At 44.4% G+C, this 25809-nt stretch carries 15 protein-coding genes, 9 tRNA genes and 4 rRNA genes; all 28 read right to left on the bottom strand.

Features of this window, described 5'->3' with window-relative positions; genetic code table 11:
• Positions 1 to 118 precede the first annotated feature (118 nt).
• Positions 119 to 1683: ribosomal RNA gene (locus G6R02_RS17365) — 16S ribosomal RNA — on the bottom strand.
• A gap of 167 nt (positions 1684 to 1850) precedes the next feature.
• Positions 1851 to 1926, bottom strand: a tRNA-Ala gene (locus tag G6R02_RS17360).
• Positions 1927 to 1933: 7 nt separating this feature from the next.
• Positions 1934 to 2010 (bottom strand) — tRNA-Pro (locus G6R02_RS17355).
• 5 nt (positions 2011 to 2015) lie between these two features.
• A tRNA-Arg gene (locus G6R02_RS17350) sits at positions 2016 to 2092 on the bottom strand.
• Between the two features lie 3 nt (positions 2093 to 2095).
• Positions 2096 to 2184: transfer RNA gene (locus G6R02_RS17345), tRNA-Leu, on the bottom strand.
• A gap of 20 nt (positions 2185 to 2204) precedes the next feature.
• A tRNA-Gly gene (locus G6R02_RS17340) sits at positions 2205 to 2279 on the bottom strand.
• 25 nt (positions 2280 to 2304) lie between these two features.
• Positions 2305 to 2385 (bottom strand) — tRNA-Leu (locus G6R02_RS17335).
• 7 nt (positions 2386 to 2392) lie between these two features.
• Positions 2393 to 2468 (bottom strand) — tRNA-Lys (locus tag G6R02_RS17330).
• Positions 2469 to 2507: 39 nt separating this feature from the next.
• Positions 2508 to 2583, bottom strand: a tRNA-Thr gene (locus tag G6R02_RS17325).
• A gap of 6 nt (positions 2584 to 2589) precedes the next feature.
• Positions 2590 to 2662, bottom strand: a tRNA-Val gene (locus G6R02_RS17320).
• Between the two features lie 12 nt (positions 2663 to 2674).
• Positions 2675 to 2790 (bottom strand): 5S ribosomal RNA (gene rrf, locus G6R02_RS17315).
• A gap of 124 nt (positions 2791 to 2914) precedes the next feature.
• Positions 2915 to 5831: ribosomal RNA gene (locus tag G6R02_RS17310) — 23S ribosomal RNA — on the bottom strand.
• Between the two features lie 192 nt (positions 5832 to 6023).
• Positions 6024 to 7588, bottom strand: a 16S ribosomal RNA gene (locus G6R02_RS17305).
• The 16S, 23S and 5S rRNA genes sit together here with 9 tRNA genes alongside, the layout of an rRNA operon.
• Positions 7589 to 8103: 515 nt before the next feature.
• Positions 8104 to 9585: a lysine--tRNA ligase gene (gene lysS / locus G6R02_RS17300; protein WP_164670647.1), complete on the bottom strand. Its 1482-nt coding sequence runs from the start codon at positions 9583 to 9585 to the stop codon at positions 8104 to 8106.
• 231 nt (positions 9586 to 9816) lie between these two features.
• Positions 9817 to 10038 carry a helix-turn-helix domain-containing protein gene (locus G6R02_RS17295; protein ID WP_164670646.1) on the bottom strand — a complete coding sequence of 74 codons (222 nt, stop codon included), beginning with the start codon at positions 10036 to 10038 and terminating at the stop codon, positions 9817 to 9819.
• Complete coding sequence (folK, locus tag G6R02_RS17290; RefSeq protein ID WP_164670645.1) at positions 10020 to 10520, bottom strand: 2-amino-4-hydroxy-6-hydroxymethyldihydropteridine diphosphokinase; 501 nt, start codon at positions 10518 to 10520, stop codon at positions 10020 to 10022. The genes G6R02_RS17295 and folK overlap by 19 nt, the downstream gene beginning before the upstream one ends.
• Positions 10520 to 10882 (bottom strand): dihydroneopterin aldolase, encoded by a 363-nt coding sequence (gene folB / locus G6R02_RS17285; protein WP_164670644.1) that lies wholly within the window; start codon positions 10880 to 10882, stop codon positions 10520 to 10522. Before folB ends, folK begins: the two co-directional genes overlap by 1 nt.
• The gene (folP, locus tag G6R02_RS17280) at positions 10875 to 11708 is read right to left on the bottom strand and encodes a dihydropteroate synthase (RefSeq protein ID WP_425509072.1); all 834 of its coding nucleotides are present in this window, start codon (positions 11706 to 11708) and stop codon (positions 10875 to 10877) included. The genes folB and folP overlap by 8 nt, the downstream gene beginning before the upstream one ends.
• Before the next feature lie 318 nt (positions 11709 to 12026).
• Positions 12027 to 12953, bottom strand: a complete 927-nt coding sequence (gene cysK, locus G6R02_RS17275) for a cysteine synthase A (RefSeq protein WP_164670643.1) — start codon at positions 12951 to 12953, stop codon at positions 12027 to 12029.
• 121 nt (positions 12954 to 13074) lie between these two features.
• Entirely contained in the window at positions 13075 to 13971 is an 897-nt protein-coding gene (locus G6R02_RS17270; RefSeq protein WP_164670642.1) for a peptidylprolyl isomerase, read from the bottom strand.
• A 16-nt stretch (positions 13972 to 13987) separates the two neighbouring features.
• Positions 13988 to 14869: an Hsp33 family molecular chaperone HslO gene (gene hslO, locus G6R02_RS17265; protein ID WP_164670641.1), complete on the bottom strand. Its 882-nt coding sequence runs from the start codon at positions 14867 to 14869 to the stop codon at positions 13988 to 13990.
• 8 nt (positions 14870 to 14877) lie between these two features.
• Positions 14878 to 15669: a type III pantothenate kinase gene (locus G6R02_RS17260; RefSeq protein WP_164670640.1), complete on the bottom strand. Its 792-nt coding sequence runs from the start codon at positions 15667 to 15669 to the stop codon at positions 14878 to 14880.
• Positions 15670 to 16301: 632 nt separating this feature from the next.
• Positions 16302 to 18371, bottom strand: coding sequence for an ATP-dependent zinc metalloprotease FtsH (gene ftsH / locus G6R02_RS17255; RefSeq protein ID WP_164670639.1), 2070 nt, complete (start codon positions 18369 to 18371; stop codon positions 16302 to 16304).
• Positions 18372 to 18559: 188 nt separating this feature from the next.
• Positions 18560 to 19108 carry a hypoxanthine phosphoribosyltransferase gene (gene hpt, locus G6R02_RS17250; protein WP_164670638.1) on the bottom strand — a complete coding sequence of 183 codons (549 nt, stop codon included), beginning with the start codon at positions 19106 to 19108 and terminating at the stop codon, positions 18560 to 18562.
• A complete protein-coding gene (gene tilS / locus G6R02_RS17245; protein WP_164670637.1) occupies positions 19101 to 20513 on the bottom strand; it encodes a tRNA lysidine(34) synthetase TilS in 1413 nt (470 codons plus the stop codon). Before tilS ends, hpt begins: the two co-directional genes overlap by 8 nt.
• 88 nt (positions 20514 to 20601) lie before the next feature.
• The gene (locus G6R02_RS17240) at positions 20602 to 21534 is read right to left on the bottom strand and encodes a protein kinase domain-containing protein (RefSeq protein WP_246202652.1); all 933 of its coding nucleotides are present in this window, start codon (positions 21532 to 21534) and stop codon (positions 20602 to 20604) included.
• Positions 21503 to 22243 (bottom strand): VWA domain-containing protein, encoded by a 741-nt coding sequence (locus G6R02_RS17235; protein WP_164670635.1) that lies wholly within the window; start codon positions 22241 to 22243, stop codon positions 21503 to 21505. Before G6R02_RS17235 ends, G6R02_RS17240 begins: the two co-directional genes overlap by 32 nt.
• Before the next feature lie 1044 nt (positions 22244 to 23287).
• Complete coding sequence (spoIIE, locus tag G6R02_RS17230) at positions 23288 to 25738, bottom strand: stage II sporulation protein E (protein ID WP_164670634.1); 2451 nt, start codon at positions 25736 to 25738, stop codon at positions 23288 to 23290.
• Between the last annotated feature and the right edge of the window lie 71 nt (positions 25739 to 25809).

Raw genomic sequence — 25809 nt, 5'->3', positions numbered from 1 at the left:
TTTCAAGGTACAAAAAGAGAGATTTACTCCCTCAAAACTGAACCAAACAACCACATATGCCCTTACCGGGGGGACTTCGTAAGAAGTCCTGCCCAGCGTTCCATCTAATTATCCTTAGAAAGGAGGTGATCCAGCCGCACCTTCCGATACGGCTACCTTGTTACGACTTCACCCCAATCATTGGCCCCACCTTCGGCGGCTGGCTCCAAAAGGTTACCTCACCGACTTCGGGTGTTGCCAACTCTCGTGGTGTGACGGGCGGTGTGTACAAGGCCCGGGAACGTATTCACCGCGGCATGCTGATCCGCGATTACTAGCGATTCCGGCTTCATGCAGGCGAGTTGCAGCCTGCAGTCCGAACTGAGAATGGTTTTATGGGATTTGCTTCACCTCGCGGCTTCGCTGCCCTTTGTTCCATCCATTGTAGCACGTGTGTAGCCCAGGTCATAAGGGGCATGATGATTTGACGTCATCCCCACCTTCCTCCGGTTTGTCACCGGCAGTCACCTTAGAGTGCCCAACTGAATGCTGGCAACTAAGATCAAGGGTTGCGCTCGTTGCGGGACTTAACCCAACATCTCACGACACGAGCTGACGACAACCATGCACCACCTGTCACTCTGTCCCCGAAGGGAACACTCTATCTCTAGAGCTGTCAGAGGATGTCAAGACCTGGTAAGGTTCTTCGCGTTGCTTCGAATTAAACCACATGCTCCACCGCTTGTGCGGGCCCCCGTCAATTCTTTTGAGTTTCAGCCTTGCGGCCGTACTCCCCAGGCGGAGTGCTTAATGCGTTAACTTCAGCACTAAGGGGCGGAAACCCCCTAACACCTAGCACTCAACGTTTACGGCGTGGACTACCAGGGTATCTAATCCTGTTCGCTCCCCACGCTTTCGCGCCTCAGCGTCAGTTACAGACCAGAGAGTCGCCTTCGCCACTGGTGTTCCTCCACATCTCTACGCATTTCACCGCTACACGTGGAATTCCACTCTCCTCTTCTGCACTCAAGCCCTCCAGTTTCCAATGACCGCTTGCGGTTAAGCCGCAAGATTTCACATCAGACTTAAAAGACCGCCTGCGCGCGCTTTACGCCCAATAATTCCGGACAACGCTTGCCCCCTACGTATTACCGCGGCTGCTGGCACGTAGTTAGCCGGGGCTTTCTGGTCAGGTACCGTCAAGGTACAAGCAGTTACTCTTGTACTTGTTCTTCCCTGACAACAGAGTTTTACGATCCGAAAACCTTCATCACTCACGCGGCGTTGCACCGTCAGACTTTCGTCCATTGCGGATGATTCCCTACTGCTGCCTCCCGTAGGAGTCTGGGCCGTGTCTCAGTCCCAGTGTGGCCGATCACCCTCTCAGGTCGGCTACGCATCGTCGCCTTGGTAAGCTTTTACCTTACCAACTAGCTAATGCGCCGCGGGCCCATCTGTAAGTGACAGCTAAAAGCCGCCTTTCAACTTCAACTCATGCGAGAAAAAGTGTTATCCGGTATTAGCCCCGGTTTCCCGGGGTTATCCCAATCTTACAGGCAGGTTGCCCACGTGTTACTCACCCGTCCGCCGCTCGTTCCACAGGCGCTCACCCCGAAGGGTGATTGCCTGCTTCCCGCGCTCGACTTGCATGTATTAGGCACGCCGCCAGCGTTCGTCCTGAGCCAAGATCAAACTCTCCAAAAAAGTTTGTATATGATTGACACCGTCAACCATATCATTGTCTTAGCTTTAAAAATTGATTCGAGGGTCGAAGCCTTCATTCAGATTACTGTAATCTGACTTCCGACCTCTTACCTCTGACATCTGTTTGGTTGTTTTGTTCAGTTTTCAAAGAGCAAATAAATTGATAATGGTGGAGCCTAGCGGGATCGAACCGCTGACCTCCTGCGTGCAAGGCAGGCGCTCTCCCAGCTGAGCTAAGGCCCCGAATAGATGGTCGGGAAGACAGGATTCGAACCTGCGACCCCATGGTCCCAAACCATGTGCTCTACCAAGCTGAGCTACTTCCCGTAAAATGGCGCGCCCGAGAGGAGTCGAACCCCTAACCTTCTGATCCGTAGTCAGACGCTCTATCCAATTGAGCTACGGGCGCATATGGTGCCGAGGGCCGGACTCGAACCGGCACGGTAGTAACCTACCGCAGGATTTTAAGTCCTGTGCGTCTGCCAATTCCGCCACCCCGGCTTTGTTTTGGCTTGGTATTTTGGAGCGGAAGACGGGATTCGAACCCGCGACCCCCACCTTGGCAAGGTGGTGTTCTACCACTGAACTACTTCCGCCTGGCACTATATTAACTTAAAATGATGCGGGTGGAGGGAGTCGAACCCCCACGTCGAAGACACTAGATCCTAAGTCTAGCGCGTCTGCCAATTCCGCCACACCCGCAAAAAGGTGGTGAGCCATGGAGGATTCGAACCTCCGACCCTCTGATTAAAAGTCAGATGCTCTGCCAGCTGAGCTAATGGCTCGTACTACTTTATTTACACACACATATATAATTAAAATAATGGTGCCGGCCAGAGGACTTGAACCCCCAACCTACTGATTACAAGTCAGTTGCTCTACCAGTTGAGCTAGACCGGCAAACGATGGAGGATGCAGGGCTCGAACCTGCGACCCCTTGCTTGTAAGGCAAGTGCTCTCCCAGCTGAGCTAATCCTCCCACACATGTGTTGCCTGGCGGCGTCCTACTCTTGCAGGGGCAAAGCCCCAACTACCATCGGCGCTGGAGAGCTTAACTGCTGTGTTCGGCATGGAAACAGGTGTGTCCTCTCCGCTATTGCTACCAGACATATTCTTAATTTGAAAGACAAGATATATTATATGCATTTCCGTTAAAAAATGCAAGGGATTTTTTAATTTTTGTACCCTGAAAACTAAATAAGAGCTTTATATCAACGCCATCCATACTTTTTTAGTTAAGTCCTCGATCGATTAGTATCCGTCAGCTCCACGTGTCACCACGCTTCCACCTCGGACCTATCTACCTCATCGTCTCTGAGGGATCTTACTCACTCGAAGTGATGGGAAGTCTCATCTTGAGGGGGGCTTCATGCTTAGATGCTTTCAGCACTTATCCTTGCCACACGTAGCTACCCAGCTATGCTCCTGGCGGAACAACTGGTACACCAGCGGTGTGTCCATCCCGGTCCTCTCGTACTAAGGACAGCTCCTCTCAAACTTCCAGCGCCCACGACGGATAGGGACCGAACTGTCTCACGACGTTCTGAACCCAGCTCGCGTACCGCTTTAATGGGCGAACAGCCCAACCCTTGGGACCGACTACAGCCCCAGGATGCGATGAGCCGACATCGAGGTGCCAAACCTCCCCGTCGATGTGAACTCTTGGGGGAGATAAGCCTGTTATCCCCGGGGTAGCTTTTATCCGTTGAGCGATGGCCCTTCCATGCGGAACCACCGGATCACTAAGCCCGACTTTCGTCCCTGCTCGACTTGTAGGTCTCGCAGTCAAGCTCCCTTCTGCCTTTACACTCTGCGAATGATTTCCAACCATTCTGAGGGAACCTTTGGGCGCCTCCGTTACCTTTTGGGAGGCGACCGCCCCAGTCAAACTGCCCGCCTGACACTGTCTCCGGACCGGATCACGGCCCTGGGTTAGAATGTCCGTACAGCCAGGGTGGTATCCCACGGGTGCCTCCACCGAAGCTGGCGCTCCGGTTTCGATGGCTCCCACCTATCCTGTACAAGCTGTACCAACATTCAATATCAGGCTACAGTAAAGCTCCACGGGGTCTTTCCGTCCTGTCGCGGGTAATGTGCATCTTCACACATCGTATAATTTCACCGGGTCTCTCGTTGAGACAGTGCCCAAGTCGTTGCACCTTTCGTGCGGGTCGGAACTTACCCGACAAGGAATTTCGCTACCTTAGGACCGTTATAGTTACGGCCGCCGTTTACTGGGGCTTCGGTTCTACGCTTCGGCCGAAGGCCTAACGCTTCCCCTTAACCTTCCAGCACCGGGCAGGTGTCAGCCCCTATACTTCGCCTTTCGGCTTCGCAGAGACCTGTGTTTTTGCTAAACAGTCGCTTGGGCCTATTCACTGCGGCTCCTCCTTAAAGGAGCACCCCTTCTCCCGAAGTTACGGGGTCATTTTGCCGAGTTCCTTAACGAGAGTTCTCCCGCTCACCTTAGGATTCTCTCCTCGCCTACCTGTGTCGGTTTGCGGTACGGGCACCTATGAACTCACTAGAGGCTTTTCTTGGCAGTGTGAAATCCGGAACTTCGGTACTATATTTCCCTCCCCGTCACAGCTTGGAATTGTTGGACGGATTTACCTATCCAACTCCCTCACTGCTTGGACGCACACATCCATCGGTGCGCTTTCCTTATCCTACTGCGTCCCCCCATCATTCAAACGCTCATGAGGTGGTACAGGAATATCTGCCTGTTGTCCATCGCCTACGCCTTTCGGCCTCGGCTTAGGTCCCGACTAACCCTGAGAGGACGAGCCTTCCTCAGGAAACCTTAGGCTTTCGGTGAAAGAGATTCTCACTCTTTTTTCGCTACTCATACCGGCATTCTCACTTCCAGACGCTCCACCAGTCCTCACAGTCTGACTTCACAGCACCTGGAACGCTCTCCTACCATTGTTCGAAGAACAATCCGCAGCTTCGGTGATACGTTTAGCCCCGGTACATTTTCGGCGCAGAGTCACTCGACCAGTGAGCTATTACGCACTCTTTAAATGATGGCTGCTTCTAAGCCAACATCCTGGTTGTCTGGGCAACTCCACATCCTTTTCCACTTAACGTATACTTTGGGACCTTAGCTGGCGGTCTGGGCTGTTTCCCTTTCGACTATGAACCTTATCACCCATAGTCTGACTCCCAAGGATACGTAGCTGGCATTCGGAGTTTGACTGAATTTGGTAACCCGGTGAGGGCCCCTCATCCAATCAGTGCTCTACCTCCAGTACGCCTACCTTGAGGCTAGCCCTAAAGCTATTTCGGAGAGAACCAGCTATCTCCGTGTTCGATTGGCATTTCACCCCTACCCACACCTCATCCCCGCATTTTTCAACATACGTGGGTTCGGGCCTCCAGTCAGTGTTACCTGACCTTCACCCTGGACATGGGTAGATCACACGGTTTCGGGTCTGCGACCGTATACTATTTCGCCCTGTTCAGACTCGCTTTCGCTGCGGCTCCGTGTCTGCCACTTAACCTTGCATACGATCGTAACTCGCCGGTCCATTCTACAAAAGGTACGCCGTCACCCATTAACGGGCTTCGACTACTTGTAGGCACACGGTTTCAGGTTCTCTTTCACTCCCCTCCCGGGGTGCTTTTCACCTTTCCCTCACGGTACTGGTTCACTATCGGTCACTAGGGAGTATTTAGCCTTGGGAGATGGTCCTCCCGGATTCCGACGGAATTCCTCGTGTTCCGCCGTACTCAGGATCCACTCCGGAGGAAACACGCTTTCAACTACAGGGCTCTTACCTTCTTCGGCTGACCATTCCAGGTCGATTCATCTAACGTATTTCTTGGTAACTCCAATGGAGTGTCCTACAACCCCAGAAAGCAAGCTTTCTGGTTTGGGCTGTTTCCGTTTCGCTCGCCGCTACTTGGGAAATCGCGTTTGCTTTCTCTTCCTCCGGGTACTGAGATGTTTCAGTTCCCCGGGTATGCCTCTTGTGCCCTATGTATTCAGACACAAGTACTGCTCCATTACGAACAGCGGGTTCCCCCATTCGGAAATCCCCGGATCGAAGTCTACTTACGACTCCCCGGGGCATATCGGTGTTAGTCCCGTCCTTCTTCGGCTCCTAGTGCCAAGGCATTCACCGTGCGCCCTTCTTCACTTAACTATCTTACAATGAATAAGCGTTACTAATAAATTAGCCTTGCTTTTAATTGATGTCGTTGATTACTCTTATTTAGTTTTCAAGGTACAAAAAGAGAGATTTACTCCCTCAAAACTGAACCAAACAACCACATATGCCCTTACCGGGGGGACTTCGTAAGAAGTCCTGCCCAGCGTTCCATCTAATTATCCTTAGAAAGGAGGTGATCCAGCCGCACCTTCCGATACGGCTACCTTGTTACGACTTCACCCCAATCATTGGCCCCACCTTCGGCGGCTGGCTCCAAAAGGTTACCTCACCGACTTCGGGTGTTGCCAACTCTCGTGGTGTGACGGGCGGTGTGTACAAGGCCCGGGAACGTATTCACCGCGGCATGCTGATCCGCGATTACTAGCGATTCCGGCTTCATGCAGGCGAGTTGCAGCCTGCAGTCCGAACTGAGAATGGTTTTATGGGATTTGCTTCACCTCGCGGCTTCGCTGCCCTTTGTTCCATCCATTGTAGCACGTGTGTAGCCCAGGTCATAAGGGGCATGATGATTTGACGTCATCCCCACCTTCCTCCGGTTTGTCACCGGCAGTCACCTTAGAGTGCCCAACTGAATGCTGGCAACTAAGATCAAGGGTTGCGCTCGTTGCGGGACTTAACCCAACATCTCACGACACGAGCTGACGACAACCATGCACCACCTGTCACTCTGTCCCCGAAGGGAACACTCTATCTCTAGAGCTGTCAGAGGATGTCAAGACCTGGTAAGGTTCTTCGCGTTGCTTCGAATTAAACCACATGCTCCACCGCTTGTGCGGGCCCCCGTCAATTCTTTTGAGTTTCAGCCTTGCGGCCGTACTCCCCAGGCGGAGTGCTTAATGCGTTAACTTCAGCACTAAGGGGCGGAAACCCCCTAACACCTAGCACTCAACGTTTACGGCGTGGACTACCAGGGTATCTAATCCTGTTCGCTCCCCACGCTTTCGCGCCTCAGCGTCAGTTACAGACCAGAGAGTCGCCTTCGCCACTGGTGTTCCTCCACATCTCTACGCATTTCACCGCTACACGTGGAATTCCACTCTCCTCTTCTGCACTCAAGCCCTCCAGTTTCCAATGACCGCTTGCGGTTAAGCCGCAAGATTTCACATCAGACTTAAAAGACCGCCTGCGCGCGCTTTACGCCCAATAATTCCGGACAACGCTTGCCCCCTACGTATTACCGCGGCTGCTGGCACGTAGTTAGCCGGGGCTTTCTGGTCAGGTACCGTCAAGGTACAAGCAGTTACTCTTGTACTTGTTCTTCCCTGACAACAGAGTTTTACGATCCGAAAACCTTCATCACTCACGCGGCGTTGCACCGTCAGACTTTCGTCCATTGCGGATGATTCCCTACTGCTGCCTCCCGTAGGAGTCTGGGCCGTGTCTCAGTCCCAGTGTGGCCGATCACCCTCTCAGGTCGGCTACGCATCGTCGCCTTGGTAAGCTTTTACCTTACCAACTAGCTAATGCGCCGCGGGCCCATCTGTAAGTGACAGCTAAAAGCCGCCTTTCAACTTCAACTCATGCGAGAAAAAGTGTTATCCGGTATTAGCCCCGGTTTCCCGGGGTTATCCCAATCTTACAGGCAGGTTGCCCACGTGTTACTCACCCGTCCGCCGCTCGTTCCACAAGCGCTCACCCCGAAGGGTGATTGCCTGCTTCACGCGCTCGACTTGCATGTATTAGGCACGCCGCCAGCGTTCGTCCTGAGCCAAGATCAAACTCTCCAAAAAAGTTTGTATATGATTGACACCGTCAACCATATCATTGTCTTAGCTTTAAAAATTGATTCGAGGGTCGAAGCCTTCATTCAGATTACTGTAATCTGACTTCCGACCTCTTACCTCTGACATCTGTTTGGTTGTTTTGTTCAGTTTTCAAAGAGCAAATTTCGTTGCCGCCTCTCAAAATGGCGACTTTATTAATATACCATCTTCACAACATAATGTCAATAGCTTTTTAAGTTTTTTCTTTGTGTAAATGGCGATATGCTCACTTACCCTCCAACGAAAAGTTATCTGTTATGAAGTTGAATTTCGTTGCAGTTATTTGCGCAACGTTTAATAATTTACCATGATTATTTCCCTAAATCAATAGAAAATAAACAAAAATAATTGGTCATTTTAACCAGTTGCGCCATACCGGTTTTTAAAAGGTAAATAAAACAAAGAATAGATAACCACCAAACACAAAACATGAATATTTTGCATCAGGGAGCTACCTATATATTTAACATATTCATACATTATTATTTATTACGCATTTGCGGGAATAACAATACATCTCGAATTGATGGTGAATTAGTTAATAACATAACCAAGCGATCAATACCGATACCTAATCCACCCGTTGGCGGCATTCCATATTCGATTGCTTCCAGAAAGTCCTCGTCCATCAGGTGTGCTTCATCATTTCCTGCATCTCTCTCTTTCACCTGGGCTTCAAATCGCTCCCGCTGATCGATAGGGTCGTTTAGTTCACTAAAGGCATTCGCATGTTCACGGCCAACAATAAACAATTCAAAACGATCGGTAAACCGATCATCTTTATCATTTCGTTTAGCAAGTGGGGAGATTGCTACTGGATGTCCATAAATAAATGTCGGCTGTATTAATTTCTCTTCCACTTTTTGTTCAAAGAACTCATTTACGATATGACCAAATGTCATTGTATCTCCGATTTGCACATCATGTTCTTTAGCTAATGCTTTAGCATCCTCATCACTCATTTTTTGCCAGAAGTCTACTCCGGTGTATTCTTTAATGGCGTCAACCATGTGCAGTCTTGTCCATTCCGGTTCAAGATTTACTTCCTCTTCACCATACATAACGGTCTTTTTGCCAAGTACTTCTTTCGCAATGTGAGCAATCAGGTTCTCCGTGAGTGTCATTACATCATGGAAATCCGCATATGCCTCGTAGAGCTCCATCATGGTAAACTCAGGGTTATGTCTTGTTGATACTCCTTCATTTCTGAATACCCGGCCAATTTCATAGACTTTTTCCATTCCACCTACAATCAGCCGCTTCAAATGTAATTCGATGGCAATTCGCATGTACAACGGAATATCCAATGCATTATGGTGTGTTTCAAATGGACGAGCAGATGCTCCTCCTGGTATTCCATGCATCATCGGTGTTTCAACTTCAAGAAATCCTTCTCCGTCAAGATAACGGCGCATCGACTGAATGATTTTACTGCGCAAAATAAACGTTTCTTTACTGTCGGGATTTGTGATTAAATCCAAATAACGCTGACGATAACGCTGCTCAATATCTTTTAACCCGTGATATTTCTCCGGAAGTGGTCGAAGTGACTTAGTAAGCAGCGTAAACTCTGTTGCCTTAACGGACAGTTCCCCCACTTTCGTCTTAAACATCACACCAGTTACCCCAACAATATCTCCCATGTCGATGGATTGAAAAATCTCATATGCTTCTTCGCCAATCATATCTTTCCGAACATAGATTTGAATTTGGCCACTGAGGTCCTGCAAATGGGCAAAACCAGCTTTTCCTTTACCGCGCTTTGTCATGACCCGTCCAGCAATAGTAACTTTGTCTGTCTTTTCTTCCAATTCTTCCTTTGAAAATTGATCATATCCGGCAACGAGGTCTGTTGCATAATTTGTTCGATTAAATTTTCCGCCAAAAGCATCAATGCCCTGTTCTCTGTAGGATTCCATTTTCTCCCGGCGGACCCGCATATGGTCGTTTAATTCTTCTGACACTGCAATCACTCCATTACTTCATTTTTATGGCGACCGAACACCTGGCCAATTATAACCAGTATATAGAAAAACAGTATTACTTTCATCTAATTAAGCTTTGAAAATCCCGGAATTTCGCCTTGCCTTATCGCGGACACCGAAGTTTTCCTTATACGTTTAATACATGAAACAAAAAACGCCAGCAAGCAACTGGCAGTTTTTTGATAGATGCTTTCAAATGTAAAATCTCCTTTATTCCTCGTGTACGGTTTCACCTGCTAAAATTTCCTGTTTGGATATCGACAGGGTGACAGCTATTTGCTCCAATAATTCATTCGAAGCTCTCTGTTTACCCCGCTCAACATCACCTAATGTAATAATTGGGACTTCCAATTCCTCGGCTAATTCTACTTGGGTATATCCCTTCAGCTTTCGAAAAGCCTTAATTCTTCTGCCTAGTCTTTTCGTGTCCATCGCTTTACATCCTTTTTATCGCTTTCCGAAAGTTCTTCTATATAATTTGATACTGTTTTACTACTATCAGTAAGCTGCAAATCTGGGACGATCTCGTGTAATGGTATAAGTACAAAAGCTCTTTTGTGCATTCTTGGGTGCGGAATTGTTAATCGCTCTGTTTTACTATTTTCTTGATTATAAACTAAAATGTCAAGGTCGATTGTCCTCGGACCAAAACGGATATCCCTTTTTCTTCCCAGATGCCGTTCAACATACTGGCAAAAATCCAATAGTTCTTCTGAAGGCAATGAGGTATCTATTTCAACTACCATATTTAAAAAGTCACCCTGATCTGTGTAACCGACAGGCGCCGTTTGATAGATGGATGATTTTTTTACTGTTATAATCTTATCGTTACTATCCAGCATCTGTAATGCATCTGCTAGATATTCTTCCCTTGGTTCGATATTCGAGCCAAGTGCAACGTATGCTCTTTTCATCATCTTCGCTCCCGGTAAATTTCCACTGCTGCTGATTGGTAATGACCCGGTATCGGGGGATCTGGTTTTGTAACCTTTACCGTACAGGCCTCCAGTATATCAAATGCCTGAAAAAGCTGATCTGAAATAGCCCCAGCAACTGCTTCTATCAGATTCTTCGGTGTACCTTCCATGATTTCCTTTACGGCTTCATATACATCGCCATAGTTAATGGAATCATTCATATCATCTGACCTGGCTGATTTCTCAAGGTCTGCTATTAGCTCAACATCCACATAGAAACGTTGGCCGAGCTTATTTTCCTCTGGGAACAGGCCATGATATCCGTAAAACTCCATTTGGTTCATCAAGATTTTATCCAAGGCTTACAGCTCCCTTCTTGCCGAGCATCGCATCCATCATTTTAGCCAATTCCAGGTGTAATTCGACATTATGAACTCGAACAATTTGTGCGCCTTTTGAAATCCCCAGACAAGTTGTCGCACCGGTTCCGTTATCCCGCTCAGAGGGATCTGCGTTCAATATTTTTCCGATAAATGATTTGCGTGATGCAGCTAACAAAACCGGATATCCGAGATTGGTAAAATTCTCAAGGCTGTTCATGACAACCAAATTATCCGCAGAAGTTTTGGCAAAACCGACTCCAGGGTCAAGTATAATATTTTCTTTCGGAACACCAGCTTCAAGAGCAATGTCGATACTCGCCTGCAGATCCTGTTTCATGTCATCAATAATTGATGTGTAATCCATATTTGTCCGGTTATGCATTAAAATAATCGGGACATTGTGCTCTGCTGCCACTTCGGCAATTGCAGGTTCTCTTTTCGCACCCCAAACATCATTTATAATTTCGGCTCCCGCCTCAACTGCCTGTCTGGCGGTTTCCGCTTTATATGTGTCAATCGAAATCGGAATGCTGACATGCTCTTTTACAGCACGAATGACCGGCAAAACCCGTTCAAGCTCTTCTTCCATTGATACTGGATCATGATCCGGCCGTGTGGATTCCCCGCCAATATCAATAATGTCTGCTCCTTGCTGTTCCATTAAAACAGCATGTTCAACCGCCCGATCAACAGAGGAGTAGCTTCCTCCATCCGAAAAAGAATCCGGCGTTACATTCAGAATTCCCATAATATGTGTTCGTTCCTCTAAGTGATATGTTTTGGAATTGGTAGTTAATTTCACTTTGTGCCCTTCTTTCGGATTCAAATATTTCGGTTACTATCGTATCATAGCAAAGCCAAAAGCTGAAGCACTCTAACAAAAACCCATACTTGATGTAAATGATGTCGCCTTGGTCCCAGAGGTGTGAAAGCATCCACCTCGGCCTGATCCCGGACGGTGGGGTGAGAAGTGGACGATACTTACAGAAAACATTCTAGCAGTTACATCGCAATTTATACCAACTACTCATCTATCATAAACCACATCAATCTTCTAGAATCCCAAAATCAAAAAAGAACCAGCACCAAAGTTGATGCCAGTCCTTTTGCGTCAATCCTATTATTCTTTGTCATACTGATATAACGGTGTAGACAGATATCTTTCACCATTATCAGGGATGACGGCGAGCACTTTTTTACCTTTACCCAGCTTTTTACCGACTTTTTTAGCTGCTGCAACTGCCGCACCAGCTGAGATTCCGCCTAAAACTCCTTCATCTTTCGCAACTTCACGTGATGCTTCGAACGCCTCGTCATTTGAAATTCGAATTACTTCATCATAAACGTCCGTGTCCAGGATTTTAGGAACAAAGCCTGCTCCAAGACCCTGAATCTTGTGCGGTCCTGGAGATCCACCTGATAAAATTGCTGAATCTTCCGGTTCAACTGCGTAAATTTTAATACCGTCAAAATTGTCTTTCAGCACATTGCCTGCACCGGTAATTGTACCACCTGTTCCGATACCGGATACAAATGCATCAAGACCGTCTTCCATTTGCTTGACGATTTCCTTCCCGGTTGTTCGTGCGTGAACTTCTGAATTTGCTTCATTATTAAATTGCTGTGGCATAAAGTAACCGTTCTTCTCTTTTAATTCCTCTGCTTTTTTAATAGCACCCTTCATACCGTCAGCTCCCGGGGTTAAAATTAGCTCTGCCCCGTAGGCACGCAGAAGGTTACGGCGTTCCTGACTCATGGTATCCGGCATTACAAGGACAGATTTGTACCCTTTGGCTGCGGCAACCATTGCCAGTCCAATACCTGTATTCCCACTTGTTGGCTCAATAATTGTGTCGCCTTCTTTTAATTCACCCTGCTTTTCAGCTGCCTCGATCATTGACAATGCAATACGGTCTTTCACTGAACTTCCCGGATTCATAAACTCCAATTTTAAATAAATGTCAGCACTGTTTTCATCTACTGTGCGATTTAATTTTACTATTGGGGTTTCTCCAATCAACCCGGCTATTGATTCCGCCACTCTCATTATAAATTCCTCCTAATTCCTAGTAGTTTTGTAGGATTTAATTATAATGTACGTTCAAACGATTAAAATGTCAACTGAAATGTCCCAGAATAGGCTAATACCCACCTATAATTACAGTATATTATTCGTATACCCATTCAATGTCCAGTTTATCCCAAAGCGGCTCGGCCGTTAGCGTTTTATTCTGCTCATTTATAGCCAACTCCCGTCGTATGTACGGCTTGACTTCATCATAACTAAAGGTAATCGAAGGCAATTTACGGTGGAGATAAATAATTGCTGCACCATTATCAGTTTGAAAAGGTTCACTATATGATCGTTCTTCCATTTCAGTTGCTTTCTCAGCGTAACCACCGGGCAGGAACTGACTGGTGTTCACAAAAAAGCCCAGGTATCCGCCGGCTTTTTTTGTATCTTCATCCGTTGAATATTCCGTCGCAAGTAAATCAAATGATGCACCATTATCAAGTTCCTTTTTCACCTTTTCTGCCGTTTCGAAGTCTTCTACAACAATATGGGAAAGCTGCATCGAAGCCTGAAAATTATACTGCTCCTGGTAGGAATTATAATGCGATTGGATTTCTGACTCGGGAATTGATGCATCAGCCGTTAATAAAGCACCAAGCCGGTAGCGGTATAAAATGTCTTTACGCCACTCCTTTTCTTTCTGCTTTGTTTCCTTTTTGGACATAACTCCCTGCATTGTTGTCAGCAATGCTATTTCCCGGGCAATTACCTTATCACTTATTTCAATATTATTTTCCTTTGCCAACTGTTTTACAACTTCGTGATCAATCAAGTCCCTTAAGTGTTCTTCACCATGATTTTCCCTTAGCGACTTCATCCATTCCTGGAATGAAACCTCTTCACCGCCGACAGCAGCTACAGGACTTTTTGGGTCAAATTCTGTATTACTGCCGTCAAGTGCCACTTTTTCATCTTTGTTCCAAAATAAAAGCGTAGCGATATTTGTAATGAGCAATACTGCTATTACTCCCCATAGAAATCTTCTCTTCATCGGTAACTCCTTTCACTTAAGCCTTTGCTGACTGTTTAAGTGTCTCCAGTTCCTGCTCAGAAAATTGATATACCTCATTACAAAAATGACAAGTCGCCTCTGCACCATGATCTTCATCAATCATTTGCTGAATCTCTTCACTGCCCAGCCCAATGATTGCCTGTTGTACACGTTCTTTGGAACACTTGCATTCAAATGTAATTGGAAGATGTTCATGCACATTAACTTCCTCATCACCGAAAAGACGCTCCAAAATTTGCTCCGGTGAATTACCCTCCCTTATCAGCTTTGAAATAGCAGGGAACGTCTGAATTTTTTCCTCGAGTCTTGTAATAATTTCCTCGCCAGCTCCAGGCATAACCTGAACGATAAATCCACCAGACGCTAATATTGTGTGGTCCGGATTAACCAGTACACCTGCACCAACCGCTGAAGGTATTTGCTCCGAATTAGCAAAATAATACGTGAAATCCTCACCAATCTCACCTGATACGATTGGAACTTGTCCGGTAAAATAATCTTTTAACCCCAGATCCTTTACAACACTCAAGTTTCCCTCTGTTCCAACTGCACGTGCCACATCCAGTTTACCTTTAGCATTTAAATCAAAATCAACGTGGGGATTGCTTACATATCCACGAACCTTCCCTTCCGGATTGCCATCAGCAACGATAGCACCAACAGGCCCGCCTCCTTCAATCTTTACAGTAAGCGAATCGTCACCCTTCATCATCGCGCCCATCATAGCAGTAATTGTTATTGTCCGTCCAAGGGCAGCGGATGCTGTTGCCCATGTATCCTGCCGTCTGCGGGCTTCTTCCACGGTGTTTGTTGAGGAGGCAGCATATGCACGAACCATTCCATTATACGTAGTCGCCTTTACTAAATAATCCTTCATGTTGTTACTCAATCTCCTTCTTTATCGGATTCATTTATGTTCTTCTGATAAATCAAGTACAGACCTTTTAACGTCAGATGTTTATCAACATGATCAATCGTTTCGGATGCTTCAGAAATCAATGCTGCTAATCCACCTGTAGCAATAACTTTAGGCTCTTGTTGCATATCCGCTTTCATACGTTTTACTATTCCATCAACCTGTCCAACATATCCATAAAAAACACCTGATTGCATTGCTTCTACGGTTGAACTTCCAATCACATTTTCCGGTGCCTGTATTTCAATTTTAGGTAGCTTTGATGCTTTACTGTACAGCGCCTCCATTGAAATATGGATACCCGGTGTAATTAAACCACCCTGGTACTCCTTTTTTTCATTAATATAGCAATATGTGGTAGCTGTGCCGAAGTCGATAATTACAAGTGGGGCATTATATTCTTCGATTGCTCCCACAGCGTTAACAATGCGGTCTGCTCCAATTTCCTTTGGATTCGGGTAAGCCATTCGCAAATAGGTATGTACGGTTTCTTTTCCAATAATCAATGGCTCCCGGCCAACATATTTACTGCACATTTTCTCCAGTGCAAACATGATTGGCGGGACAACGGATGAAATAATGATGCCATCAATATCCGTTAAAGAAATACCTTCATGATCCAGTAATGATTTCATCAACATCCCAAACTCATCTTCTGTTTTATAACGGTCTGTTTTAATTCTCCACTCGTAAATTAATTTGTCTTCTTTAAAAACACCTAGCACAGTATTTGTATTTCCTACATCAAGTACAAAAATCATCCTGACCAAACCTTCCTGACTGCGATTAATTTCCGTGTACTAAATATACCACAACCTTGAAATATATAAAAAAAGACTGTCTGTTTCCAATGGTTCTGTTTGCATAAGGTGTTGCTTTATTCGCAGTTGACAGAAAATGCGAACTAAATCCGATTAGTAATAAGTTAGTAAGGCTTTCTAACCACCGCAGCTGGAATATACTCGCTTTCCGCGGGCAGCTGGTGAGCCTCAGAAGCGCTAACGCACTTCTGAGGCTCACCTAGGCTTTTCTTCCCGCAGGAGTCTCGCATATTCCAGCTGCTGGTTTGGCGGTTTAAAAATCTTGCTTTTAACCTTCATGAAAAACAAACATTGCTAATTTACTAAGATAGATCAAGCAATTACAGCGGAGGAAATACGCTGAGACTCCTGTGGGAGGAGAGGCCTAGATGAGACATCTGAGTGCGCCAGCACGAAGAGGGCTCATCAGCCGCCCACGGAAAGCGAAGTGTATTTCTGGAGCTGTGTTTTTCCACTCAACTTTTATCAAAGTAGTTCGCAGTCTATGGAAATTGCTAATCAGGTTCCATGCTTTAAAATGAAGCAAATAAAACAACCTCTCAATTATCATGAGAGGCTGTTTAAACGAACTATTATTCTTTTTTATCATCAGAGGAAGGATCAGCTTCAGATTCGGTACTAGCATCGCTGTCTTTTTCTTCCTGTTCTTCACGGCGTGCTTGCTGCCGTTTTTCTTCTGCCCTCTTCTTCGCTTCTTCATAGGATTCAGGAGTATCCACCTCATCCTTTTTGGACTGGATATTAACCTTTACATCCTTATCCTCGTCCGTTTCATCAGATTCGGAAACGGTTTTTTCTTCTTCCTCATCCTCTACCGGCTCAGGAAGTACTCCATCCTCAAACAATGATTTAATTTGCGTTTTATCCAACGTTTCAACTTCAAGCAGTGTCTGCGCCATTAATTCCAGCTTATCTTTATGTTCAGTAAGAATCTTCTTACCGCGCTCATAACAGTAATTAATAAAGTTTTGCATTTCTTTATCAATTTCATAAGCTATGGTATCACTGTAGTTTTGGTCATTCTGGATATCACGGCCAAGGAACACTTCCCCGCCGCCGCTCGTAAACTGCAGCGGTCCAATTTTATCACTCATACCGTATTCGGTAATCATTTTACGTGCAATGTTAGTTGCCCGCTGAAAGTCATTATGTGCACCGGTACTGACTTCACCGAACATAATTTCCTCCGCAATACGACCGCCCAAAAGTCCTGTAATCTTATCAAACAACTCAGGCTTTGTCATGAAGTAACGGTCCTCTTTTGGAAGCATAACCGCATAACCGCCTGCCTGACCGCGTGGTACAATCGTCACTTTGTGGACTTCATCCGCTTCATCGAGCACCAGGCCGATTATGGTGTGACCACTTTCATGGTGGGCAACAATATTGCGTTCTTTTTGTGAAATAACCTTACTTTTCTTGGCAGGACCGGCAATAACCCGATCAATTGCTTCGTCAACATCGAGCATATCGATTTTATCCTTATCAGCACGGGCTGCTACCAACGCAGCTTCATTTAATAAGTTTTCCAAATCGGCACCGGAAAAGCCCGGTGTACGCATAGCTATTGTCTTGAGATCAACTGTATTATCCAAAGGCTTATCTTTGGCATGTACTTGTAATACTTCTTGACGGCCTTTTACGTCAGGACGGTTAACTGTAATTTGACGGTCAAAACGTCCCGGGCGCAATAATGCCGGGTCAAGAATATCCGGACGGTTCGTTGCAGCGATAATGATAATCCCTTCATTAACACCAAACCCATCCATTTCAACGAGCAGCTGATTCAATGTTTGTTCACGTTCGTCATGCCCGCCGCCAAGACCGGCACCACGCTGACGTCCAACTGCATCAATCTCATCAATAAATATAATACATGGAGCATTTTTCTTCGCGTTTTCAAATAAATCACGTACACGGGATGCACCAACACCAACAAACATCTCCACGAAATCTGAACCACTGATGGAGAAGAATGGAGTTCCTGCTTCCCCTGCTACTGCACGGGCAAGTAATGTTTTACCTGTTCCTGGAGGTCCAACCAACAGTACCCCTTTTGGAATACGTGCACCTACAGCAGAGAATTTTCGCGGATCTTTCAAAAAGTCAACAACTTCAACAAGTTCCTGTTTTTCTTCATCTGCTCCTGCCACATCTTTAAAGCGTACTTTCTTCTTCTGTTCATCTGTGTACATTTTTGCTTTATTCTTGCCGAAGTTCATGACACGGCCACCGCCGCCTCCCTGAGCCTGGCTGAGAATAAAGAAGAAAAATAAACCTAATATGAGAAATGGAATCATTGTCGTCAGGAAGGTAACCCATCCGCTTGGTTGTTCCTCCGGTTTTACATTAAGCACACTTTGCTGTTGTGCTGTTTCTGTAATATTTGCGACAATTTCCGTATTATCCGGTATCTGTGCAGTGAACGGTTCTTCTTCACCCAAATTACCAGTAATACGCATTACTCCATTGTGCGGCTGCATCGTCATTTCTTCGATTTCACCATTATTTAAAGCATTCATAAATTGCTGTACATTTAATTCTTCTGCTTGATCATTTTGTCCATTAAATACTCCTATAACGCCGATTACGACTAAAAATATGAGTAAATAAAAGATCACATTACGAAATATCCGGTTCATTACTTACCTCCTCCCAAGCGGGAAAAACTACAAACAATACTACCATATGAAAAAGTGCCAATACAACTAATTCCACTTGCAAAATAAGATTATTTTCGGTCTGCAGGATTGCCCTTTGCATCAGTGCAGTCCGTAAAAAATTTCAACATTTTTGTGAAGCGTACATCTTTATGTACAAACTAATTTCCTTATGCTTCTTCACCACCATATATTTTCGGTTTCAGTACCCCGATATACGGCAGATTACGATATTTCTCTTCATAGTCCAATCCATACCCTACCACAAATTCATTTGGTACTTCAAACCCAACGATATCTGCTTTAATATGTGCTGTCCGTCCGGAAGGCTTATCAAGTAAAGTAACGATTTTAATTGATTTAGCTTTTCGATATTTAAATAAATCAACCAGATAACTTAATGTGAGGCCACTGTCAATGATATCCTCAATAATGAGTAAATCGCGGCCTTCCACTTTTGTATCCAAATCCTTTACAATTTTCACCTCACCAGAAGAGCGCATTTTGCCTCCATAGCTGGATACATCCATAAAGTCCATTTCCAGATGTGTCTCAACCCTGCGCAAAATGTCAGACATAAACGGCATGGCCCCTTTAAGCACACCGATTGCCAATGGAAATTTGCCATCGTATTCCTCGGTTAACTGTTTGCCAAGCTCTGCACATTTCCTGGCAATCTCTTCCTCTGTAATCAATATCTTTTCAATATCGTTATGCATGCTTTCCCTCCTGCACAGTACCTTTTTTGTAAATTATTTGAATATATGTGCCATCTTTCGCTTCTGTTTGCGGCAGTCCTTTTTTTAATCCGATAAGCCACAGGATCTTACCGTTATTATCGGTTAGTACCGGCCATGTATCCCTTTTATTCAAAGGAACTTTGGCATCGATAAAAATATCTTTTACCTTTTTGCTTCCTTTTAATCCTTTCCAGCTCATCCGGTCACCAGCAAGACGTGTTCTTATATGTAAAGGCAGTGCAACACTATTTTTGTTGCAGATATAAGCTGAACTGCCCGCTTCATCAGGACTGTCTGTGTAAACCGCAGAAATTGTTATTCCATTTGGCAATTTCATATCCCCTGGAATATCCATTATTTTATGATAGGAATAATGCTGGGATTGATTGGATGAGAAGCAAAACACCACATTATGATATGTTCTTATCAATTTTAAATTCTGGGGAAAGTCAATCTGGACGTTACCATGACCATTTTTCAGCATCGTAAAGAATTGTTCCTCATGCACATAGGATAAATTCTTAGGCAATTCTTTATACAGATAATTTAATATTAGATGAAAGGCTCGTCTTTGTAAAGAATGCGGGTATGTTTTAAACAAATCAATTTTAAAAGAGACCTCTTCTTTCTTATCATGGAAGTCGACAACACAGTTAACCATTTTTTTTGCTTCATCTGTCAGGAATTGCTCATCTTCCTGTAATGTATGACTTAAGTGCTGAACGGTTGAATGTAAATTACTGTTTTTCTCTTTCAGCAATGGAAGCAGTTCTTTTCGGAAGTAATTTCTCGTATATGTTGTTTGCTCGTTGGAAGGGTCCCTCCGCGGTACAATACCATTTTCAAAACAATATTCTTCAATTTCTTCTTTTGTTGCACATAAGAGTGGCCGGATAATCTCTCCCGCCGCAAAATCCCGTTTCATGGGGATTCCCGACAGCATTTCAGGGCTTGCAGAACGTACCAGCGCCATCAGCATTGTCTCAATCTGGTCATCTCCATGGTGTCCAAGTGCCAGAAAATCTGCATGGAATGCGTTCATTTGTTTTGCAAAAAAAGCATACCGGAGTTCCCGTGCAGCTACCTGCGTGCCAACCTTTTTATTATGTTTATGTGCTGCAACATCAAGTGATGTCCCATAAAACGGAATATTCCATTCTCTGCAGATATTTTCTGCATAGGTGAGATCATCTGCTGATTCTTTGCCTCTCAGCTGATGATCAGCCGAGACTACAACAAGTTTTAAGTTCCATTCATCACGGATCGAACTTAATATATGCAATAGTGCCATCGAATCCGGACCACCGGAAACGCCAACGATAACTGTAGCGTTTTCTTTTAGTAAAAGATTTTTTTTAATAAAAGCATTTACCTTATTTATCATGCCCGTCCATCTCCAAGTGAAACGTAGTTCTTAACATCCTTCATCCTACCATATATTTGTCGTTGAACAAAGAACCATAGAATCTGAATTATGGTAACAGCAATGATGAAATATAATAAAATGCAGCAATCAGAAATATCCCTCCTGCTTCGGCAATTGGCGCCCCTGTGGAAGTGGATGTACCCGCTGTTCGCTTCGATTTTCTGGAAGCTCTGATTTGATGCATTGTGTTAACCAGTTCGTTCTTCATTTGTGCGCTCGATTGATATTTTCCGAGCAGTGCTTTTTTGAGACATTCATTATAAGGTCTCAGTTGTTTCACATTGTTCAGCATTTTTAGAAGGGTGACCTGTGGATGTGACCCTTTATCAAAGCGGTTGGGGTAAAATACATTTAAAAATACCATGGCAAGCGCGAATAAGTCGTAGCTCGGCTCTGCTTTTCTTGATCCAAGCCCCCAATATCCCCGATCATAATATTCCGTATACTCCTTAATTGCTCTGCCTATTTTGGTTGTACCGCCAACATCAATCCAGCGAACTTTGGGGGGCGATGAAACGACGATAAGGTTTTCCGTTTTAAAATCGCCAAATACCCAACCGGACTGATGAAGGCGTTCCAGGTCATCAAGCAATTGCAGCATAAAGACACCTATCCACTCTTCTCCTTGACGTCGGATAAAGCTTGTTAACGTTTCACCATTCAGATACTCCATAACATAAAATGAATACTTTATATTTCCTGCAGATTCCCAATCATCCACATCCAATAAATAAGGCCCAAGACGATTTCCTTGGACCTTCTTTAACGACTTTAAAACATTTACTTCCATCGTCATCGATGTATTCTTGTCACTTATTTTCAATGCAACCTGTCTGCCATTCCAGTCACACAAATAAACTGTACCGACCGCACCAGACCCTAGTCTTTTCTTAATGACATAATGATGCCTGTGCCATTTTCCTGTAATGGTCGTCCCCGGTCGTATATCAATTCCATGCTTCTTCCATGCCTGGTTCATCTTCATCCCTCAAGTTCTTTAGTAAGCCTTTCTTTCCGAATTGATACATTGCTTCCCGAATTGCCGGTCCTGTTGGTGTTATTCCTCCACTGGTCAACTTAGGAAAGATAGAGGATATCGCATCCAGCTGCGGTGACCAGTCAAACACTTTTTGAATATCTTTTCGTCTTCCTGGGAAGCTGAAAATACAAAAACGATTTCTGCCGATTCGTGCATTTAAACTTATCGATAGGTCAATCAATGCTTCCTTAACCGTCGGAAGTTTATCATGCATACTGGCACTTGTATCTACTAATACAAGAACCTCCAAATCACATGTCTCACCCATGTCCTCAACAACTTCCATTATCTCGCCGCGTTTTTCCGGCTCGATTTCCTCAAGACTCTGCTCTGGACCAAGAATCTGTTTTAATTCTTTATTGACAAACCCCTGCAATGTTTGCGTCATCGCCTGTTTGGTAACCATCTGAACGGTCTGTGACAACGACTGTTTATAGACGAGCTGGCTAACACCGCTGCCCGACATTGCAATGTCTTCCACTTCCTGCAATCCTTCCGGCTGTTCGGTTTGATCATCATCTAAAATTCCGATTACATTTACTGTGATTCCCTGTTGAGCTGCAAGTGCCGCAGTTGCCGCCGGATCTTCACCCTTGTTTGAGCAACCGTCTGTAATTAGTAAAATTTGTTTCAGTGTTCCTTTTTTCACCTGAATACCTCCCAACTAATCCACTACCATCATCGCCAGTATTGGTTGAAAATATACACTGATTGCCCGGGGGTTCGTGAAATTAATGAAGGACCTTTCCCCAGATGTTTATCGGCAATAACCTTGATGAGTGACTGTTCTTCCGATTCCAGGCTTCTTCCGGGTACTCATAACAAGTTTTATATATCTTTGCTGATTAGGAATAACGCCTGAAATAAAAGAGGAAAAATTCAGTTTCTTACTATCTTATGATAATATACAGTTTAAATGGCCCTCTATAAATGAGGAGGAAGTTAATACTGAAAAGAATTCTATCTATTGGACTTTCTGCATTTTTTGTCTTCACCATGATTCCACTTAAAATAAAATGATACAGATACGGCGATTCTTAGGAATTGCCGTATCATACTTCTATCAAAGGGTGGTTACTCATGAATTCAGGAATTATAAATCATCCTTGTTTATTGCTTTCCTAGTCATTTGTGATATTTATATATTAATCAAGATACTGCAATAAAATTCTTCTTGCTTTTTTATTTATTTCTCCATATTTCCAATGCCATTTTCATTCTCTGTGGTGTATAGCTGTTTTCTGCATTACATGGTTGACTGCGGGAAGAAAAGCCTAGGTGAGTCACCGAAGTGCGTAGCACAAGGGGGCTCACCAGCTGCCCGCGGCTAAGAAGACACTGCGAGAACGTACTTTTTGAGCAGATGTCGCCTTGGTACCCGGAGGTGTGATTGCGAAGTATATTTCCGGAGCGGTTGTATGCGCTGTTTTTTTATTTAGTTCGGTTTTTTCTTTTGTTAAAATAGTTTTTATCCAGCCTCGTCAAATGAAAATAAAAGTTGAACTTGTATCTTTCTTTTACACAATAATAAAGATTTGACTCTCATAACCTCGAAAATTTGTCGTTATTAAAGCGCAGCCCCAACCTATTAGTTAACTGCCTTTCATACATCAACTTCTACTTTGATTCACAAAAAAACTGATACTCCAATCCACATTTCAGATGAAGTATCAGTTTATTAGATTGATATATTTTACTGTGCCTTATCCGTGTAAACTGGTATGGACGCCCATTGCGGCGAATTTTTTTCAATTTTTGCGGCGACCACTGTCATATCATCATCAATTGCACCAGATCTTGTTCGAACCACTTCTTCAAGCAGTAAATCGGCTATTTCCTGTGGATCGTCCGTCTTCATTTCGCGAATTTTCCGCTTAAGCCATACATCGGTATTTTCAATATGCTTCGGGCCATCGAAAATTCCATCGCTCATCATAATTAAAATATCCCCGGATCTGAGTTGTTCATTAACGATATCCACGTCAAATTCCTGGATGATCCCCATAGGCAGATTACTTGCCTCAACCTTGATCATCTCATTTCCGCGTTTTATAAAACTTGGAGTTGATCCGATTTTTAAGAACCGGACAAACGCGTTATGCAAATTGATGACAGCAAGATCCAACGTTGCGAACATTTCATCTTTCGACCGCAGAGCTAATATGGAGTTGATTGATTTAATCGCAACCTGCTCCGGTATCCCCGTTTGCAGAATTTGCTGCAAGAGCCGCAGCGTTTCTTTGCTTTCTTCATTGGCACGCTGCCCGTTCCCCATGCCATCGCTGATTGCCATTGCATATTTCCCTGCTCCCAATTCAATCGTCGTATAACTGTCACCGGAGATGAGTCCTCCACCCTTCGCTGCGTTGGCAATACCTGTATCAATCGCAAATTCTTTAGCAGATCCAAATTCCAGGTAACAATAACCATTAGGAAATGGGGAGACATCCTCCTGTTTGACGACAATCATCTCATTTAAAATTTCGGATAAAACCGGAGCAATTAATTTCGGTCCTTCACCATGATAGTCATAAAATGATAACGTCATTTCAATATCGACATTACCTTTATCAAGCCGGTAAATATCCAACTTTACCAAATCGATGCCTAAATTCTTTAATGCCTGAACGATTTGCACTTCCTGTTGCTCATGGTGCTGACGCTCTTTTAATATTTCATTTGCAAAATCATCCATTACTTCCGATACACCTTGCAATTGGTCTGCTACAAATCGCTTGCTTTCCAATACCTGTTTCTTCAATTTTTTATTTGCCTCAAATAAAGCGATTTCATCTTTCATTATGTCAATTACCTTCTTCGACTTAACACAATGGTTTTCAAATTCACGGGTTAATTTCCGATTTGGTTCCTTCCCCTCAGCAAGGTCATCCTTCAAATCCTCCATCAGGTTATACGTTTTATCAAACTGCTGCTGCCAGCAACGATCCTTCATAAAACAGGACTGACACGACTTCTCGGTAACCTGGCTTAAAAAATAATCCGTCTCACGCTTAGCGTGACTGTTTTCTTCAGTAAATCCCTCAGAAGTCGCAAAACTCTTGGAAAGTGCTTCAAACACATCCGAAAATTGTTCAACACGTTTGGCAGTCACATTGCGGATTTTTTGTAAGTACTGCTCCTGTTCGTTTGTATATTCTTCGGTTCCCGGGATATACCGGGATAATTGTTTTATCCAGCTTGCAGGTGTCATTAGAAACAATAGAATTGCAAGGCCGGTTTCTATAATAGAAGGGATTAATGTCCCAACATCCACATAGATACCAACCAGAAATGTCCCAACCAGGAGTCCGGCACCGACACCTATTTTATTTCCTTCTTTTAACAACCCGCCCAAGAGGCCCGAAAATGCAAGCAGGCTCATTTGATAGAGATTCGCTACATTTGCCAATGATAAAATAAGACCTGCCACAACTCCAACCGTAGATCCAATTGCCGCACCACCGACAAATGCAAGCAGCAATACAAAATAGCGGGAAAAAATTTGTTCAATTGACGCATCATACAGCTCCCATCCAATGGTCCCTGTTAATATGGATGCAAGCAGGATGATCATACAAACAATTTCTTCATTTTTTAATGTGGGTTTATATCTGTTTGGTGATAATAACGGGATACTCTGCATAAAGATTAATACAAGAACAGTTCCAAGCACACCTTCGACAAAAATAAGCATCCATTCATAGGAGGTTAATTGTTCAGTTGTTGAATAAATAAAAAGTCTTGGTGCAATTGTAGAGAAAAATACGAACAGCGGAATGAGTATTTGCTGTTTTTTGGCATGTTTAAATAATCCGGCCAGGAAAATAAAAACAATCAAGGCTAATGAAATAAAGACACCATGCATAACCGAATAACTGAACGCACCTGCCATAACGGCAAGCATCACTTTTGCGGCCTTATCTTTATGTATAAACCAAATGGTTGCCAAAAATGCTGCAGCAAATGGCGAGACAACCGACAGGATAACAGCTCGTCCCAATAAAAAACCGACAATATAGAACAGCCATCCCTTTTCAAACAACAGCGATTTTGTCTGCTGAACTACCCGCTTGCTGAATTTTTGAAGCAGATTATTATTCACTCCAATAGGCTTAGATTCCACTCTTGGAATTGAATCCATCATACATTACCACTCCCTCTTGCAAACATTAAATCACACTATGCATTGTTTTTTTGTCAAAACAACAGTGCAAT

It is taken from the genome of Virgibacillus doumboii, from assembly GCF_902806455.1.
Classification (GTDB): Bacteria; Bacillota; Bacilli; order Bacillales; family Amphibacillaceae; genus Lentibacillus; species Lentibacillus doumboii.
The sequence above is the reverse complement of the archived record's forward strand: the minus strand, read 5'-3'. Positions and strand labels throughout refer to the sequence as shown.

What these genes read in the sequence shown, in the direction of transcription:
- hslO (WP_164670641.1), bottom strand. Translation starts at nt 14,869, where the DNA reads ATGAAGGATTATTTAGTAAAGGCGACTACGTATAATGGAATGGTTCGT.
- ftsH (WP_164670639.1), bottom strand. Translation starts at nt 18,371, where the DNA reads ATGAACCGGATATTTCGTAATGTGATCTTTTATTTACTCATATTTTTA.
- hpt (WP_164670638.1), bottom strand. Translation starts at nt 19,108, where the DNA reads ATGCATAACGATATTGAAAAGATATTGATTACAGAGGAAGAGATTGCC.
- G6R02_RS17240 (WP_246202652.1), bottom strand. Translation starts at nt 21,534, where the DNA reads ATGAACCAGGCATGGAAGAAGCATGGAATTGATATACGACCGGGGACG.
- tilS (WP_164670637.1), bottom strand. Translation starts at nt 20,513, where the DNA reads ATGATAAATAAGGTAAATGCTTTTATTAAAAAAAATCTTTTACTAAAA.
- G6R02_RS17295 (WP_164670646.1), bottom strand. Translation starts at nt 10,038, where the DNA reads ATGGACACGAAAAGACTAGGCAGAAGAATTAAGGCTTTTCGAAAGCTG.
- spoIIE (WP_164670634.1), bottom strand. Translation starts at nt 25,738, where the DNA reads ATGATGGATTCAATTCCAAGAGTGGAATCTAAGCCTATTGGAGTGAAT.
- cysK (WP_164670643.1), bottom strand. Translation starts at nt 12,953, where the DNA reads ATGAGAGTGGCGGAATCAATAGCCGGGTTGATTGGAGAAACCCCAATA.
- G6R02_RS17270 (WP_164670642.1), bottom strand. Translation starts at nt 13,971, where the DNA reads ATGAAGAGAAGATTTCTATGGGGAGTAATAGCAGTATTGCTCATTACA.
- G6R02_RS17260 (WP_164670640.1), bottom strand. Translation starts at nt 15,669, where the DNA reads ATGATTTTTGTACTTGATGTAGGAAATACAAATACTGTGCTAGGTGTT.
- folK (WP_164670645.1), bottom strand. Translation starts at nt 10,520, where the DNA reads ATGAAAAGAGCATACGTTGCACTTGGCTCGAATATCGAACCAAGGGAA.